Source organism: Lacunisphaera limnophila (genome assembly GCF_001746835.1).
GTDB classification, from domain to species: Bacteria; Verrucomicrobiota; Verrucomicrobiia; order Opitutales; family Opitutaceae; genus Lacunisphaera; species Lacunisphaera limnophila.
Genome location: NZ_CP016094.1, coordinates 1192124 through 1207943 on the forward strand (window position 1 = coordinate 1192124; position 15820 = coordinate 1207943).

Annotated in this window: 15 protein-coding genes; 10 read left to right on the top strand and 5 right to left on the bottom strand. The window is 68.1% G+C overall.

The genetic code is table 11. From position 1 onward, the window contains the following. Positions 1 to 301 precede the first annotated feature (301 nt). On the bottom strand, positions 302 to 913 hold the full coding sequence (locus Verru16B_RS04940; RefSeq protein WP_157772218.1) for a CAP domain-containing protein: 612 nt from the start codon (positions 911 to 913) through the stop codon (positions 302 to 304). Between the two features lie 26 nt (positions 914 to 939). Continuing rightward, complete coding sequence (locus Verru16B_RS04945) at positions 940 to 1878, bottom strand: MBL fold metallo-hydrolase (RefSeq protein ID WP_069961247.1); 939 nt, start codon at positions 1876 to 1878, stop codon at positions 940 to 942. A gap of 102 nt (positions 1879 to 1980) precedes the next feature. Between Verru16B_RS04945 and Verru16B_RS04950 the strand changes: the two genes are divergently transcribed. The 6 genes from Verru16B_RS04950 to malQ all read left to right on the top strand — a co-directional run bounded on the left by Verru16B_RS04950 (position 1981) and on the right by malQ (position 10139). Next, positions 1981 to 2613, top strand: a complete 633-nt coding sequence (locus Verru16B_RS04950; protein WP_083270115.1) for an RNA polymerase sigma factor — start codon at positions 1981 to 1983, stop codon at positions 2611 to 2613. A 68-nt stretch (positions 2614 to 2681) separates the two neighbouring features. After that, positions 2682 to 3599, top strand: a complete 918-nt coding sequence (locus tag Verru16B_RS19095) for a zf-HC2 domain-containing protein (RefSeq protein WP_069961248.1) — start codon at positions 2682 to 2684, stop codon at positions 3597 to 3599. After that, positions 3596 to 4636, top strand: coding sequence for a DUF4097 family beta strand repeat-containing protein (locus tag Verru16B_RS04960; RefSeq protein ID WP_069961249.1), 1041 nt, complete (start codon positions 3596 to 3598; stop codon positions 4634 to 4636). Before Verru16B_RS19095 ends, Verru16B_RS04960 begins: the two co-directional genes overlap by 4 nt. Positions 4637 to 4771: 135 nt before the next feature. Continuing rightward, entirely contained in the window at positions 4772 to 7342 is a 2571-nt protein-coding gene (locus Verru16B_RS04965; protein WP_069961250.1) for a hybrid sensor histidine kinase/response regulator, read from the top strand. Between the two features lie 5 nt (positions 7343 to 7347). After that, positions 7348 to 8493, top strand: a complete 1146-nt coding sequence (locus Verru16B_RS04970; protein WP_069961251.1) for a DUF3667 domain-containing protein — start codon at positions 7348 to 7350, stop codon at positions 8491 to 8493. A 71-nt stretch (positions 8494 to 8564) separates the two neighbouring features. Then, entirely contained in the window at positions 8565 to 10139 is a 1575-nt protein-coding gene (malQ, locus tag Verru16B_RS04975) for a 4-alpha-glucanotransferase (RefSeq protein ID WP_237023469.1), read from the top strand. 314 nt (positions 10140 to 10453) lie between these two features. Here malQ and Verru16B_RS04980 read toward each other — a convergent pair whose 3' ends face one another. Beyond that, positions 10454 to 11185 (bottom strand): YebC/PmpR family DNA-binding transcriptional regulator, encoded by a 732-nt coding sequence (locus Verru16B_RS04980; RefSeq protein ID WP_069961252.1) that lies wholly within the window; start codon positions 11183 to 11185, stop codon positions 10454 to 10456. Between the two features lie 88 nt (positions 11186 to 11273). On the opposite strand from Verru16B_RS04980, the gene Verru16B_RS04985 reads away from it, so the two are divergent. Beyond that, complete coding sequence (locus Verru16B_RS04985) at positions 11274 to 11840, top strand: DNA-3-methyladenine glycosylase I (protein ID WP_069961253.1); 567 nt, start codon at positions 11274 to 11276, stop codon at positions 11838 to 11840. A gap of 117 nt (positions 11841 to 11957) precedes the next feature. Continuing rightward, positions 11958 to 12854, top strand: a complete 897-nt coding sequence (locus Verru16B_RS04990) for a DMT family transporter (RefSeq protein ID WP_069961254.1) — start codon at positions 11958 to 11960, stop codon at positions 12852 to 12854. A gap of 10 nt (positions 12855 to 12864) precedes the next feature. Here Verru16B_RS04990 and Verru16B_RS04995 read toward each other — a convergent pair whose 3' ends face one another. Continuing rightward, complete coding sequence (locus Verru16B_RS04995; RefSeq protein WP_069961255.1) at positions 12865 to 13353, bottom strand: RidA family protein; 489 nt, start codon at positions 13351 to 13353, stop codon at positions 12865 to 12867. Between the two features lie 4 nt (positions 13354 to 13357). Continuing rightward, on the bottom strand, positions 13358 to 14914 hold the full coding sequence (locus tag Verru16B_RS05000) for a flavin monoamine oxidase family protein (RefSeq protein WP_157772220.1): 1557 nt from the start codon (positions 14912 to 14914) through the stop codon (positions 13358 to 13360). A gap of 152 nt (positions 14915 to 15066) precedes the next feature. Here Verru16B_RS05000 and Verru16B_RS05005 point away from each other — a divergent pair, with 152 nt between their 5' ends. Together Verru16B_RS05005 and Verru16B_RS05010 are read left to right on the top strand one after the other, a co-directional pair. Further along, positions 15067 to 15339, top strand: a complete 273-nt coding sequence (locus Verru16B_RS05005) for a hypothetical protein (protein ID WP_069961257.1) — start codon at positions 15067 to 15069, stop codon at positions 15337 to 15339. Positions 15340 to 15359: 20 nt separating this feature from the next. Next, a complete protein-coding gene (locus tag Verru16B_RS05010) occupies positions 15360 to 15815 on the top strand; it encodes a DUF5069 domain-containing protein (protein WP_069961258.1) in 456 nt (151 codons plus the stop codon). The last annotated feature ends 5 nt before the right edge of the window (positions 15816 to 15820 follow it).

Here is a 15820-nt window from a genome sequence, read left to right on the forward strand (position 1 = left end):
CTCCAACCAGAAGCGATCCGTCAACGGCACCGCAATGGGGGGGGCATTCATACTTCTGAATCCGGGCCGGTGCGTCCGACCAGAGCCCGCTTTCGGCATTCAGTGAGATGTTGCGCTAGTTTATATATTATAACGTTTTACGCAGGTCTATTTCAGCATCCCCACCACGTCACTCCCTCCAGTCTAATGTGCGTACAAGCCCGGCAACCCGGACGACCCCTTGGATGCGTCGGCGGGCGCTTACTTATACCCTATATATATACCCGGACAGCGTCCCCGGCCCGAGGCGGCCGAGCCGTGCTTATCGCGGCGTGAAAAACACCTGCACGGCGTAGATCTGCTCATGCCGGGAACCCACACTGCGGCAGGGCCGGGTGGCGCAGCCCAGGGACTGCAGCTCGGGATTCACGATGTTCGCCCGATGCGGTGGTGAGTTCATCCAGGACCGCACCACCTCCTCGGCAAAACCGGCATAGGTGCGCGTCACCACCGGCAACTTCGTGTCGAGGTGGTAATATTCCTGGCGACCCTCGCGCGTCCTGACCCCGACCTGCGTGCGGCCCGGCGGCAGATCGAACCCGTTCAGCCGCGCCAGGTTTTCCGCCACCTGCCGGTAATGCAGACCCACGGCCCGCACCCGGTCGGCCGGGGTCGCGGTCAGTGGCAGCGGATTCTCGTGGATCAGCTCCCCCTGCACCACCCCGATTGCCGCCTTCAGTTCGGCGGCATTGTCCAACTCCGGGACATGCGTGAAGGCCGGCAGACCCAGCTGCAGCCGGACCCGGTTGGTCTCGTGGAAAATGGCCGCGTTCAGGAGGACCGGGTCGAACGCGGCAAAGTCGATCCGGGCCTGCACCTCGGGCCGCCGGACGAATTCCTCCGGCGTCAGCTCCGCCGCCATCGGGACCGCCATCGCTAGAAAGATGAGCAACCACCCGGTCATGCGTTAGTCAGCTCGTCGTAGGCCACGGCCAGATTCCCCGGCAAGCGATTCCCCCGGCCGGGCGGCACATGGAAGTCGGGAAAACCCGGGAGATTCTCCAACTGCATGATCTCGGCCTTCGCCTGGCCGGCGGCGATCCCCCGCTCCACATGGATCAGCAAGGCCGAGAGGTAATCGCGGAAAACCAACAGGTCCGCCGTCGTGCCGGTCACGCCGAACTTCTCCTGACCGTGACCGAACACATAGATCGCATCCCGGGGATACTCCGCCGCGATCTTCTCCAGCACATTGACCCACGCGCGGATGCTGGCGCCACCGGGCCGGTCGATCACCGGGTACATGCGGTTGAACAGGAGGTCGCCGAGGTGCACCACGTTCGCTTCCACGAACTGCACCACGATGTCACCCCGCGTATGCGCGGGTCCGAGATACCGGGCGCTGATCGTCTCGTCGCCGAACCCCTGCATGAATCCATCGGTGAAACGCAGGTTCGGCAACAGCGCCGGATCCAGCACCCGCTGGTCAGCGGCGGCCCGCGCCCGCATCAACTCGGGGACGTGGGCATGGGCGACGATGGATTTCGTCACGGGCCGCAACGTGGGATTGCCCCCCACATGGTCACCGTGGTGGTGGGTATTGATCACCGTGTCGATCATCCGGCCGTCCCTCCCGGGCAGGTCCCGCAGGAAAATCTCTGCCGTCGCGGGAAACTGCGTGTCCACCACCGCCAGCGCGTCCGCATTCACCAACCAGCCGATAGTGCCGCCCTGCCCCGTGAAAATTCCAACATTGCGCCGCAAGGTCTTGAACGCCGTGGCCGGTGGCGGCGGGGCGGTCGGGACGGTCGGAGGGGTCTGGCCCAGGATCGTCCCCGGCCCCAACAGGCTGAGCGAGGCCGCTGCCCCGGAACGAATTAAGAATTCCCGGCGGTTCATGCCCGTAGCCTAGCCAGCCCCGCCCGACCCGCCAGTGATATTTCCTGTAACCCCGGGCCTCACCCCCGGTTATACCCTCCGTCCATCCCATGATCCCTCGCCATGTTTCTCGCCTCCGTCACCGAATTCCGAGTTTCCTCCGTCGCCTCACCGGTTAGCCTGCCCGTCACCGTGGACGCCGACTCCGACCATGAACTCATGATTGCCGTGCGCGCGGGCGAGATCCGCCGCCTGGGCGAACTCTTCGAGCGCTACCACAAGCCGCTCTACGGCTTCTTCGTGCGCCTGACCAATCAGCCTTCCGCCAGTGAGGATCTCGTCCAGATCGTCTTCTACCGCATCCTGAAATACCGCCACACCTACCGCGACGAGGGCAAATTCTCCGCCTGGATCTACCACCTCGCCCGCAAGGTCGCCGCCGACCACTTCCGCAAGCACGCACGCACCCCGACCCCGGCTGATCCGACCGACTTCCACGACCAGCCTGACCAGGATCCCGCCCCCGACACCCAGGCCGGCACCGCCGACGACCTCGCGCTCATGCGCCGCGCCCTCGCCCGCGTCAGCCACGAACACCGCGAGGTCCTCGTCCTCGCGCGCCTCCAACACCTCAACCACCAGGAAATCGCCCGCCTCCTCGACTGCTCTGTCGGCGCCGTCAAGGTCCGCGCCCACCGCGCCCTCAAGGAACTCCGCGAGGTCTATTTCAAGATCCGCAAGGAACAGGCCGCCTGACCGGCGAAACCACCCGCCTCGGCCCGCCCCCCAACTCCGCTCTCCGCTTCCCGAACCTCGATCCTCCCATGAACTGCCAACGCGTCCAGGACCACTTCATCGACTACCAGGACGGCACCCTCGCGGCCGAAGACTCCGCCGCCCTCCGCGCCCACCTCGCCTCCTGCCCCACCTGCCAGCGCGAGTGGTCCGCCCTCCAGGAAATCACCCGCAAGCTCGAAGCCCTCCCCGCCGCCGAGGAACCCTCGCCGCGCCTCCGCGAGCAGTTCTACGCCATGCTGGAGACGCACCAGCGGGAAGCCGACAGCGTCAGCCCCTTCGCCCTCGCCCGAAGCCGGCTCGACCGCTTTTTCGCCGCCCTCCTTCCGTCCACACCCGCCCTCCAATTCGCCGGCGCCCTCGCCGCGCTCGCGGTCGGGGTGTTCACCGGCGCGCGCTACCTCACCCCGCCGCCCTCGGCTGCCGCCCCGGTCGCCGTCGTGGACCAGGCCGCCCAGCAGAAGATCGCCGACCTCGAGGCCCAGGTGAAGGACATGGGCAGCCTCGTCGCCGCCTCCCTCCTCCAGCAGAAATCCACCAGCGAGCGCATCACCACCATGCTCGCCACCATGGACCTCAAGAGCCCCGACCGCCGCGTGCTTACCGATGTGGTCAGCGCCCTCGCCCTCGACCCGTCGGTCAACGTTCGCCTCGCCGCGGTCGAGGCCCTCACCGACCACGCCGACCAGGCCGTCGTGCGCCAGGGCCTGCTCGCCGCCCTCACCCGCGAGACCGCCCCGCTGGTCCAGGTCGCCATCATCGAACTGCTCGCTGACGTGCGGGAATTCGACGCCGCCCCCCTCTTCGAGCGCCTCAGTCGCGACGAGGCCACCGACCAGAACGTCCGCGACTCCGCCCGCCGCGGCCTCGCCGTCCTGCGCACCCCCTCACCCACTGACCCTCTCAAAAATAACAATCCGTCCAACCCCGCTCCCGCCGTCTCATGAAAATCTTGTCCCGCTCCACCCTCCGCCTGACCAGCCTGCTCGCCGCCGCGACCCTGCTGCTCGCGCCCGCCGTCCGCGCCCAGGACGACGAACCTGCCGGCGCCACCGCCCGCGTGAAGTTCTCCGATCCCGCCAAGCCCGGCACCCTCCGCCTCATCCTCCCCTGGGCCGAGGCCCGCATCACCGGCACCGATGGCTCCGAGGTCGTCGTCACCTCCTCGCTCGACCAGAAGGGCCGCGCCGAGGTGGACAGTGACGGCTTCCGCCGCCTCGACGAGGACGTGACCTTCGAACTCATCGAAAAGGACAACATCGCCTCCATCTCGATCGCCGGCGACAACCTGTGGGCCACCCACGGCGCCGAGTTCGAGATCCAGGTCCCGCGCAACACCAATCTCGTCATCCGCACCGAGATCGGCGGCGACCTCGATGTCGAGGGCGTCGAGGGCGACCTCGACATCAGCTGCATGAACGGTGAGGTCAACCTCACCGACATCGCCAGCTCCGCCGTGGTCAACAGCATGAACGGCGAGATCCGCGCCAGCTTCAAGCACGCCCCCGTCAAGGCCGTGTCCCTCTCCTCGATGAACGGCGAGATCGACGTCCATCTCCCCGGCGACACGAAGGCCAACCTCCGCATGCGCACCCACAACGGCTCCATCCGCACGAACTTCCCCGCCGGGGTGCTCGCAACCAAGACCGAGAACGTCTCTGCCCGTACCTCGATTGCGGCCGACAGCCGCGAGGGCCAGCGCGAGCTCCAGCGCGAGCTCGCCAAACTCGGGCGGGAACAGGCCCAGCTCGCCAAGGAGGCCGCCCGCGCCGCCGTCGAGGAGGCCCGGCTGGCGATGGAGGTGGCGGTCGAGACCCGGGTCGAGACCGAGGTCCGCGCCGGCGCCCCCGTGCCGCCGGTCCCCCCGGTGCCGCCCATGCCCAACTTCGGCGGCAAATCCATCGTCGGCACGCTCAACGGCGGCGGCGTCGACATCAAGCTGACCTCGATGAACGGCACGATCACGCTGCGCGCCGCCAAATAATCGGTCGCCCAATCACGGCTTATTCCGGCCGGCCTGCGGGCCGGCCGTTTTATTTTCAGTTGCGCGGCCCGCGCACGCGACCCAAGGTCCGCGCTCACCGGCGTCCGCCCGACCCGACCCGGTTTCGGTCACCTAATGCCGGTCAATCACCTTCAGATTATCCTCCTGCTGCATGCCGCGTTTGGCGGCGTTTTTCTTTTCCTGCACTGGCAGCACCCCGCTCGGTTTTCCCGCCTCCTCGGCCAGGCCTGGCTCCTCGAGGCCTTCCGCACCGCCCTTCTCCTCCCGGAAATCAACGGTCTCGGCGGCTGGTCGCACCACTGGTACACCCTTTCCGACGCCACCAACCTGCTCGCGACCTGGTGGCTGCTGGCGGGCTGCGCCGATCTCGCCCGGGTGCGGCTGCCCGCCTGGCTCGGACGCGTGGCGCTGGGCGCCGGCGTGCCGGTCATCCTGCTGTTCCGCTACGTGCTGCCCGACCTCGTCGCGGACCGGATGGGTCTGCCCTACCTGACTGCCTTCCGGTACTGCAATATCACCGAACTGGTGCTGCTCTTTGTCCCGGTCACAGCCGCCCGCGTCACCGTGCTGGTCTGGTTCTACCGCCTCTGGCGCGAGGAGCGGCTCCCGGGCGCCGGGATCGCCATCGTGTTCGGCGTGCCCTACGCGGTGTTCGCCTTGGCGGTCCCGCTCCAGATGTACTTCGAGTATTACCCGGCCTGGATCTCGTTCTTCTGGTTCGCCCGCGTGCTCGGTTTTTCCCTCGGTCTCGTGATGCTTGTGCTCAGCCAGCAGATGGCCGCCCTGCGCCACAGCGAACACCGGCTGGCCTCCGCCCAGGCCAGCGCCCGCCTCGGCAGCTGGGACTACGATGTCGCCGGCGGCCAGGCCGCCTGGTCCGTCGCCCTCTTCCGCCTACTCGGCCGCGATCCCGCCGCCGGCCCGCTGGACTGGTCCGGCCTGACCGCCAGCCTGCATCCCGACGACCGCGCGGAATTCACCCGGCTCGCCGACCTCGCGCGCACCGAGCTGCGGCCCACCGCGGGTGAACACCGCCTGCTCCAGCCCGAAACCCCCGCAACCTGGGTCGAGTGCCGCCACGATCCCGTCACCGGGCCCGGGGGCCGCCTGCTGCGCCTGACCGGCACCATGCAGGATATCACCGCGCGCAAACGGGCCGAAGCCCGGCTCCGCGAACAGGCCTTCATCATCGACCACGCCCCGTTCGCCATCGTCATCACCGACCTGGCGCACCGCATCACCTACGCCAACGAGGGCGCGGCCCGGCTCCAGGGCCTGACCCGCGACCAGCTGCTCGGCCGGACCGCCGAACAGGCCTTCTCCCCCACCGCGATGGCCAAGATCGTCGCGGGCCGCGAGATCACGCTGGCCACCGGCCGCTGGCAGGGCGAGGTGCCGCTCACCACCCCCGACGGCTCGGCCCGCATCGTGGAATACTACATGAGCCTCATCCGCGACGACCGCGACCGCGTCATCGCCCGTCTCAGCATCGGGGTGGACGTCACCGAGAAGAAACAGATCGCCGAGCAGCTGCTCCGCTCGCAACGGATGGAGCATCTCGGGTTGCTCGTCGCGGGCATCGCCCACGACCTGAACAACATTCTCTCCCCCTCCCTCCTCGTCGCCCCTTTCATGCGCCCGCTCGTCACCAAACCCTCCGAACATGCCTTCCTCGACAGCGTCGAGCGCAGCGCCGAACGCGGTGCCGCGCTCGTCAAGCAGATCATGCTTTTCGCCCAGGGCCGCGGCGAGGGCCACATCCCGGTGAAGCCCGGCAGCCTCGCCCGCGAGCTGGTCAGCCTCGTCCGTGAGACCTTCCCCCGTTCCCTCACCTTCGAGGAGCACATCGCCGCCGACCTCTGGCCGGTGAACGCCAACCCCACGCAGCTGCACCAGGTGCTGCTCAATCTCCTGGTCAACGCCCGCGACGCGCTCAACGGCCACGGCGTGCTCACCCTGCGCCTGACCAACCGCTCGCTGGACGACGCCGCGGCCGACCGGATCGCGGGCGCCCGCCCCGGGGCCTACGTGTGCTTCGAGATCGGTGACACCGGACCCGGCATCCCACCCGAGGTGCTCCCGCGCATCTGGGAACCCTTCTTCACCACCAAGGAACCCGGCAAGGGCACCGGGCTGGGCCTTTCCACCGTGCGTGGCATCGTCAGCAGCCACCTCGGCTTCTGCGAGGTGCAGACCGCGCCCGGCGAAGGCACCGTCTTCCGCGTCTACCTGCCGGCCGCCACCGCCGCCGATGACCACACACCCCGGAGCGCCCACCCCTTCCTTCCCCGTGCCCACGGCGAGCTCATCCTCGTGGTCGACGACGAACCCGGCGTCCGCGAGCTGCTCAACGCCGTCCTGGTCAACCACGGCTACCAGGTCCTCACCGCGCGCGACGGCATCGAGGGCATCAACATCTTTTCCGCCCAGCAGGCCCAGGTCGCCCTCGTCATCACCGACATGCAGATGCCCCACGGCCGGGGCGATTCCTTCGCCGGCCTGCTCCGCCTCATCCGGCCCGACATCCGCGTCCTCTACATCAGCGGTCTGAGCGCCGAGGAATCCGGCCGGCCACCCCAGGCCGCCGGCACCGAGGATCCCTTCCTGCTCAAGCCCTTCAAGCCCGCCGTGCTGCTCGCGGCGGTCCACAAGTTGCTCCACCCCGACGCGCTGGTTAACCCCTGATCCGCATGTCCCTTGATCCCGAGCCGCCGGATCCGCCCGAGCTCGCCGTCCCCCCGGTCGACGCCGCTTTCGCCGCGGACCAGGCCGCGGCGCATGCCACCGGGGCGGCCGGCCACCACGGGCCGTTTCACACCCATTGCGAGAACTGCGCCACGCCGCTCGCCGGCCCTTACTGCCACCACTGCGGCCAGCACGACTTCGAGTTCCACCGCTCCTTCTGGCATGTCTTCCTCGAGGGCCTGGAAAGCTTCCTGCACTTCGACTCCAAGCTCTTCCACACCGTCGCCACGCTGTGCTTTCGCCCGGGGCGCCTGACCGCCGCGTTCAACGCCGGCAAACGCGCCTCCCAGATGCCGCCGCTGCGGCTCTACATCTTCGTCAGCCTCGTCTTCTTCTTCCTCTTTTTCCTCGATAACCACACCCCGGATCAGCTCGTAGGCGGGACCGGCGACGCCGCCACCCCCACGCGGCCCGCGGATGCGGCCGAGATCAAGCAGGCCTGGCGCGACGTGGGCACCGCCTTGACCGGCGAGTCCGGGGGCAAACGCACCGTCGATCGGGTACGCGAGGCCGCGGAGAAGACCCGCGTGGCCGCCCAAGTCGAACCCGCGCCCGCCGCCGATTCGACCGGGGCGCCCGGCGAGCCCAACGGCCTGAAGATCCGGACCGTCCCCATCGAGGACCCGGACTCCCCTTTTCTCCACTGGCTGCAGGCCCAGGGCCAGCGCGCGTCCGACCCGGCCCAGCAGCGCCTGATGGTCGACAAATTCCTGCACGCGCTGCCCAAGATGCTGCTCATCTGCCTGCCCATTTTCGCCCTCTTCACGCGCGTGCTGTTTCGCCGGGCCGGCCTCGTCTATCTCCAGCATCTCGTCCTCGCCCTGCATTTCCACACGCTCATCTTCCTTTGGGCCATGCTGCGGGATGGCTGGGGCTTTCTCGCCGATCTGGCCAGTCCCTCCCTGGCGGGCCTGCTGCGGGGCGTGTTCAACCTCTGGCTTTTTCTGTACCCCTTCCTGATGTTTCGCCACCTCTTCGCCGGCTCGTGGGTGAAGACGATCATCAAGACCGGCCTGCTGGCCGGACTGTACGCGTGCACGCTGATGCTGGCCGCGATGGTCAGCGGTTTCATCATCTTCGCGCTGCTCTGAACCCCCGGGCCGGCCGGCGCCGGGGAAATCAGGCTCGCGCCCCGGGCGGCGCGCGTGCTTGTTTCCGTGCCGTGCCCGCACCGCGCAAATCCGCTCCCTCCGCCCTCCCGATCCTGTCCGCCGCGCCCGCGGCCCCGCTGTTCAACTGGCTGCAGGAGCGCAGCGCCGGCGTGCTGCTGCACCCCACCGCACTCCCCGGTAACCAGGGTTGCGGGGTGCTCGACCAGCACGCGGTCCGCTTCCTCGATTTCCTCCAGGCCGCCGGCTGCCGCTCCTGGCAGGTCTGCCCCCTCGGCCCCACCGGCTACGGCGACTCACCCTACCAGTGCTACTCCGCCTTCGCCGGCAACCCGAACCTCGTGGACCTGGCGCCGCTCGTGCGCTTCGGCCTCCTCCCCGCCAGCGAACTCACCGCCTTCGCCGCGCTGCCGGTCGATCACGTGGACTTCGAGGCGATCGCGCGCCTCAAGCCGCGCCTGCTGCAGACCGCCCACGCCCTCTTCCGGCAGAAACAGCCGGCCCTGCCCTACGGCGACTACGCGGCCTTCTGCCGGCGCGAGGCCCACTGGCTCGACAACTACGCCTTCTTCCGCGCCCTGAAGGATCACTTCGGCGGCCGCCCCTGGTGGGAATGGCCCGCCGCGGAACGCGATCACCCCCGCGCCCTGAAATCCCCGCTCCGCACGAAGCTCGCCGTCGAGACGGATGCCTGGCGCTTCGGCCAGTACCTCTTCTTCGGCCAGTGGACCCAGCTGCGCGCCGCCGCCCGCGACCGCGGCATCAGCATCATCGGCGACCTGCCGATCTTCGTTGCCGGCGACTCGGCCGATGCCTGGGCCGGTCCGCATCTCTTCGAGCTCGACCCCGCCACGCTGCAGCCGGTCGCGGTGGCCGGGGTCCCGCCGGATTATTTCTCGGCCGACGGCCAGATGTGGGGCAACCCGCTCTATGCTTGGGCCGCGCACCGCGCCGACGGCTACGCGTGGTGGTGCGCCCGCCTCCGCGCGTCGCTCGCCCAATGCGACATCGTCCGCATCGACCATTTCCGCGGCTTTGACGCCTACTGGCGCATCCCGCTGCCCGCCGCGAACGCCCGCGCGGGCGAATGGCGGCCCGGCCCGGGCCTCGAGCTCTTCCGCGCCTTCCAGCGGGCGCTGCCCGGCGCGCGCATCATCGCGGAGGATCTCGGCATCCTCACCGACTCCGTCAACACGCTGCGTGACGCCACCGGCCTGCCCGGCATGCTGGTCCTCCAGTTTGCGTTCGGCGGCGACGCGCGGAACTCCTACCTGCCGCACCAGGCCCCGCGCAACGCCGTCGTTTATTCCGGCACGCACGACAACGACACCACCGTCGGCTGGTATCGCGCCGCGTCCGAACACGAGCGCGATCACGTGCGCCGTTACCTGCGCGTGTCGGGCGACGACATCGCGTGGGACTTCATCCGCGCGTGCTACGCCAGTCCCGCGCGCCTCGCGGTCGTGCCGCTGCCGGATCTGTTTTCCCTCGGCAGCGAGGCGCGTTTCAACACGCCCGGCGTCGCGAGTGGCAACTGGCGCTGGCGCGTGCGCGCCGATGCGATCGAAAAACTTTTCGGCGGCGCCGCGGTTTATCTGCGCGAGCTCGCCGCGTTGTACGGCCGCTGATTTCATTTTTTCGCGCGCGAAAAAAAATCACCCGACTGTAAAATTGTGCGTGCATCGCGCACGCGGTTCTTCTAAAAAGTTTTCATGGCCAAGAAAAAACCTGCCAAGAAGAAGGCTAAAAAAGCCGGCAAAAAGAAGAAGTAACTTCGGTTACCCTTCGTTCTTCTCTCGACGCTGGTCACCCCAACTAGCGTTTTTTTTAAAAACCCCGCTGCCGTCATTGGCGCGGGGTTTTTATTTTTCCCCTCTGAAATCCAGCGAAAATCAGCCGCGATGGAACGCGGGCGACCTCGCCCGCGGGTTTCCATCCGCGCCTACTTCACCGCCGCCCACACGCGCTGCACGTCGTCGTGCTCCGACAACTCGTGCAGGAATTCGCCCACCTCCGCGCGGCCGGCGTCGTCCAGCTCGGGGAACTGCTTCGGCAGGTAACCCAGTTCGGCGGTGACCACCGACCAGCCGTGCTCCTTGAGCCAGGTGGCGACGGCGTGCACGCCGGTGCGGTCGGAAATGAAGCGCGCGCCGGTCGCCCCCTCGGGGATGTCGTCGTTCTCCGCGTGGCTGAGCGGCGAAAAATCATTGGCGCCGGCCTCGATCGCCGCGCCCTCCAGGTCGGTGCCGGGCGCCGCCGTGTGCGCCTCGACCATGCCCACATGGTCGAAGAGAAACTTGTTGCTGTGCGCGGCCCCCAGCACGCCCTTCTTGAACAACACCCGGATCTCGGGCGCCGTGCGCTGCTGGTTGTCGGTGTAGACTTCCACGATCACGGGCACCTTGTGCGGCGCGTAGCCCTCGTACACCACGTGGTCGAGGCTGCTCTTGTCCCCGCCCGTGCCCGCGCCCTTGGCGATGGCCCGCTCGATGACATCCCGGGTGACGCTGGCCTTGCGCGCCTTCTCGAGCGCGGCGAACAGCCGCGCGTTGCCCGCGGGATCACCGCCGCCGAGTTTCGCGGCCACGGTGATTTCCTTCACCAGCTTGCCGACCACCTGGCCCTTCTTGAGGTTGACGATTGCGCGTTTCGCGTGAAGCCATTGACGTCCCATAAGGGGTGCAGACTACGACACCTGCCCGGCCGGCCGCAAGTCTGCTGACAGACCGCTGTCAGGACCGCCTGTTATACCTCTCCCCACTATGAAACGCTGTCCCTGGGCCGAGGCCGAGCTGCACCACCACTACCACGACACCGAGTGGGGCGTGCCGTCGCATGACGACCGCCATCTCTTCGAGCTGATCCTCCTTGAGGGCGCGCAGGCCGGCCTGAGCTGGGCCGCGATTCTGCACCGCCGCGAGGGCTACCGCGAAGCCTTGGATGGCTTCGATGCGGCCACCATCGCCCGCTACGACGAACGGAAACTGGCCCGCCTGCTGGCCGACCCGCGCATCATCCGCAACCGGCTCAAGGTGCAGTCCACGGTCATCAACGCCCGCGCCTTCCTCGCCATCCAGGCCGAGTTCGGCTCCTTCGACCGCTACCTCTGGGCTTTTGTCGACGGGCGACCCGTCCTGAACCACCGCCAGACCTCGGCGGAGGTACCAACCCGCACCCCGCTGTCCGACACCCTGAGCCGGGACCTGAAAACCCGCGGCTTCAAATTCGTCGGCACCACGATCTGTTACGCCTATCTGCAAGCCACCGGCCTGGTGAACGATCACCTCGTGTCCTGCCCGCGCCACGCCGCCTGCGCGCATCTAACTTGAATTAGTGGGCGAGGTCTCCGCTCGTGCGCGGCTTAAGTCTGGAACCTGGGTGGGATCTGGAAATCCCGCCCTACAGGTGTTGCATCCCCATGCGCCCGCCGTCACATCTCGCGATCCTTGCCCTGGGTCCTCGCCAGCCTCATCTCCGCCCTCTTTCTCGGGTTCTATGACCTGAGCAAGAAACACGCGCTGCGCGACAATGCCGTCCTGCCCGTGCTCTTTGCCGGCACCCTCTGCGGCGCGGCCGTGTGGCTGGTGCTGCTCCTCGCCGGTCTGGCCGCCCCCGGCGCCGTGCCCGCGGCCTTCATCCCAGAGCCGCTGACACCCGCCCAACACGGGCTCGTGTTCCTCAAATCCTTCATCGTCGCCTCCTCCTGGGCGTTCACCTATTTCGGCATCAAGCATCTGCCGCTTTCGCTCGCCGCGCCCATCCGCGCCACCGGGCCGCTCTGGACGCTGACCGGCGCGCTCCTTGTGCTGGGTGAGCGCCCGGCCTGGCTGGAGACCGCCGGCATCCTGATCACCCTCACCTCCTTCTACGGCCTGTCCGTCGCCGGCCGGAATGAGGGCGTCCATTTTCACCGCAACAAATGGGTCGGCTGCATGATTGCCGGCACCCTCTGCGGCGCGGTGAGCGGGCTCTACGACAAATACCTGCTCGGCACCGTCGGCCTGAGCGCCGCCGCCGTGCAGGCCTGGTTCACCCTCTACCTGCCGGTGGTGCTACTGCCGCTCATCATCGGCTGGTGGCGCCGCTGGTGGCCGCGCAACGAGTTCCACTGGCGCTGGAGCATCCCGCTGATCGCGCTCACCCTGCTCGTCGCCGACTACGTGTATTTCGAGGCCTTGCGCGACCCGGAGGCACTCGTCTCGGTCGTCTCCAGCCTGCGCCGCGGCAGCACGCTCGTGGCCTTCGCCGGCGGGATCTGGCTGTTCCACGAGGCCCGCGGCGCCGCCAAGCTTCCCGCCGTGCTCGGAATCGTCGCCGGCATCGTGCTCACCGTGCTCGGGTGACCGGTCCGCGTCAGGGTTGCGCCGGGTAGGCCGCAAAGGCCTCGATCTCGATCAACCAGTCCGGGCTCACCAGCGCGGACACCGCCAGCGTCGAGCGCGCGGTCTTCCGCGGATTCTCCGCGTTGTTGAAATATTCCCCGTAGGCCTTGAACCAGCCCGGGAAGTCCGGCTTGCCGTCCTTCGCCGCATCCGGCGTGAGGTAGACGCGGAGGTACACCACGTCCTTCAGCGTGAGCCCCTGCTCCGCGAGCACCGCCTCGATGTTCTTCAGGCAGCTGACGCCCTGCGTGTAGGTGTCGCCGTAGCGCTCATACACCGTCTTGCCGTCCTTGTTGATCTGGGTCGGCACCGTGCCGCTGGTCCAGAACACCGCGCGGCCGGCGGGCAGGGCGACCCCCGAGGCGATGGACCAGTCCGGTCGGCCGGTGAGGATCACCTCGGTCGGCGCGGCGGCGCGCAACAGGGCGGCGGTGGCAAGCAGGAGGATCAGTTTTTTCATGGGGTCAGGTGGTTTGGGAGCGAGCGTGGAGGAGGGCGCAGGCGCGGTGGGCGGCGACGAAGGCGCCCGCCTGCCAGCCATTGAGGTTCGAGGTCCAGTCCCCCGCAAAATAAAACGGTCCGTCCGCGACGCGCAGCACCTGTTGCGCCGCCTCGAAGCTCGCGGCGCTCTCCCAGCGCATCCACGGCGCCTCGTTGTAGGCCACGCGGTGCCAGGCCACGGAAAAGGAATTCTCGAATTCCGCCGGATACTGCGGGTGGATGCGCGCGCCTTGCTCGAGGGCCACCCGTTCGCGCTCCGCCGGGGTCCGGTCGTCCAGCAGCTCCCGGGCGCCGCCAAAGTGATAATAACCGACCAGCACCCCGGGGCCCGCCGCCCCAAAGCGATCAAAGGGATAATACACCTGACCGATGGGGTCGTCGGTTTTGGAACTGCCGCTGTAGATGTCGTCGTCTTCCTCCCAGAACCGGCGCTTGAACTGCAGGCCAATCTTGCCGGAGAGGGCGGCCTGCGGCGCGTTCAACGCCGCGACGGTCGGGGCGGAAAAATCCGCGGGCAGCCGGCGCAACAGCGTCGGCGGCAGCGTGCAGATGCAGAAATCACCCTCGATTTCCTGCCGGGCGCCGTCGCGGGCCGCGTCCGTGTAGCCGATGCGCACCCCGCCGTCGGCCGTGCGCCGGATGTCCTTCACCTCGCACTGGTAGCGCACGACGCCATCGAGCCGCTCGGCAAACCCGTAGGCGATCCGGTCCATGCCGCCCACCGGCGTCAGCATCGTGGGCTGCTGGTGGTAGTCCTTGAGAAAGTCCAGGCTCTGCCCGTAACCCGCCTTCACCAACGCCTCGAGCTCCAGCGGCGTGGTCGGCTCGCCCGGCCCGCCCAGCGCCCCGGGTGAATTGGTGTACCCGCGGCTGTGCTCGAGGTGGGTGGGCGTGTCCGAATTGTCCCCGGACCGGGCGTAGACCAGGTCGGCGTTGAGCCGGCCCTCGCCCCGCAGGTACTCGATGAAGCGCTCGCGATCCTCGGCCGTCAGCTCCTGGTCCAGTTCACCGCGCCGGACCACCTTGGCCAGCAACTCGGAGGTATGGCCGCTCAGGTCGGCGAGGACCTCGCGGATGCGCAGCTTCGGGTGCCCGCGCCGGACGATGTAGGCGGCCTCGTTGAAATTGCTGAACATGGTGAGCGGGATGCCGAATTCCCGGCAATAGCCCAGCGTCGTCGTGTGGTGGTGCGAGATCCGCATCGGCCCGGCGTTGAGAAAATGCCCGTCGGCAAAGGCGCAGACCTGTCGCGGATTCCCGAGCTCGGTCTCCTCGGTCCCGCGCCGCACCGTCCAGTTCCGCCCGCCCGGCCGGGTCCGGGCCTCCAGCACCGTGCAGTCATAGCCCAGGCGCCCAAGTTCATAGGCCGCGCTGAGCCCGGCCATGCCACCGCCGAGGATGATCACGCGCCGGCGGCGCCCCGCCGGTCCCGCCAGCCGCAGGTGAAATCGTTCCTCCCGGGCCAGGAGGTTCAGCCCGAACATCGACCCGAGCACGGCACCGCCGCCGTAGCGGGCCATCCGGGAAATAAATTGCCGACGGGTCACTCCGGACAAGCCAGGACGGTGGTGCATGCCCCACCTAAGCAGGGCCCGGTCCAACGACCAAGCCAGATTCTCCGCGCTGGGTCCGGCTTTGCATTTGCTCCGCCCCGCGCTAAGGTGGGCGCCGGATGTTCGCCAATTTGCTCCAGTTCCTCTCCCCCCGCGACCCCGCTGACTTCGACCGGGCCTTCGTCACCTCAGTGCAGGTCAAGCGGCCCCTGCCCCGCGACCCGCGCGCCGAGCGGTTCATCCTCCTCTGCTGGGGTCTGATCGCCGTAAAACATGTGGCGGTGATCTGGGCCGTGACTCACTACGCCGTGCCTTTTCACCAGCTCTGGGTCAACTTCCCCACCTTCCTCCTCGGGCTCGTCGCCACCTGGGCTTATTACGCCGGCGATTAAGCCCGCTCACCCCACACCTTATGCCTCACGTCCCTGGTCTCCGCAGCCCCTACGTCAAGGTCGGCCGTCTCGTCTACTTCGGCCGCATGCTCGACAAGATCCGCCTCCAGGCCGCCGGCCAGCTCCCCCTCGGCGACTACGGCGCCAACCTCGGCAAGGGCTTCGACGGCCGGGCCTGCAGTTTTCTCCGCGTCGCCTACGACGACCTGAAGGCCCGTATGCTCGCCGGCGATCTCGACGACGCCGCGCTGCTCGCCTGGTGCCACGAACGGGGCGGCCCGCGCACCGATGAGGAATGCGAGGTCTGGAACGGTTTCATGATCAAGCGCGGCTGGCGCGACGCCGCGGCCGAGGTGCTGGCCAAGCGCATCGAGGAAAGCGGCCTCGGCGCCGCCCCGGTCTTCACCATGTTTGACTACCTCGACTACGACGAGGGCCGGGCCTCCGCCGCCGACCGGCCCTGGGAAAAGAGCTGATCCGC

Coding starts and splice junctions, on each gene's coding strand:
- Verru16B_RS04940 (WP_157772218.1), bottom strand. CDS start 913: ATGGCGGTCCCGATGGCGGCGGAGCTGACGCCGGAGGAATTCGTCCGG.
- Verru16B_RS04945 (WP_069961247.1), bottom strand. CDS start 1,878: ATGAACCGCCGGGAATTCTTAATTCGTTCCGGGGCAGCGGCCTCGCTC.
- Verru16B_RS04950 (WP_083270115.1), top strand. CDS start 1,981: ATGTTTCTCGCCTCCGTCACCGAATTCCGAGTTTCCTCCGTCGCCTCA.
- Verru16B_RS19095 (WP_069961248.1), top strand. CDS start 2,682: ATGAACTGCCAACGCGTCCAGGACCACTTCATCGACTACCAGGACGGC.
- Verru16B_RS04960 (WP_069961249.1), top strand. CDS start 3,596: ATGAAAATCTTGTCCCGCTCCACCCTCCGCCTGACCAGCCTGCTCGCC.
- Verru16B_RS04965 (WP_069961250.1), top strand. CDS start 4,772: ATGCCGGTCAATCACCTTCAGATTATCCTCCTGCTGCATGCCGCGTTT.
- Verru16B_RS04970 (WP_069961251.1), top strand. CDS start 7,348: ATGTCCCTTGATCCCGAGCCGCCGGATCCGCCCGAGCTCGCCGTCCCC.
- Verru16B_RS04980 (WP_069961252.1), bottom strand. CDS start 11,185: ATGGGACGTCAATGGCTTCACGCGAAACGCGCAATCGTCAACCTCAAG.
- Verru16B_RS04985 (WP_069961253.1), top strand. CDS start 11,274: ATGAAACGCTGTCCCTGGGCCGAGGCCGAGCTGCACCACCACTACCAC.
- Verru16B_RS04995 (WP_069961255.1), bottom strand. CDS start 13,353: ATGAAAAAACTGATCCTCCTGCTTGCCACCGCCGCCCTGTTGCGCGCC.
- Verru16B_RS05000 (WP_157772220.1), bottom strand. CDS start 14,914: ATGGCCCGCTACGGCGGCGGTGCCGTGCTCGGGTCGATGTTCGGGCTG.
- Verru16B_RS05005 (WP_069961257.1), top strand. CDS start 15,067: ATGTTCGCCAATTTGCTCCAGTTCCTCTCCCCCCGCGACCCCGCTGAC.
- Verru16B_RS05010 (WP_069961258.1), top strand. CDS start 15,360: ATGCCTCACGTCCCTGGTCTCCGCAGCCCCTACGTCAAGGTCGGCCGT.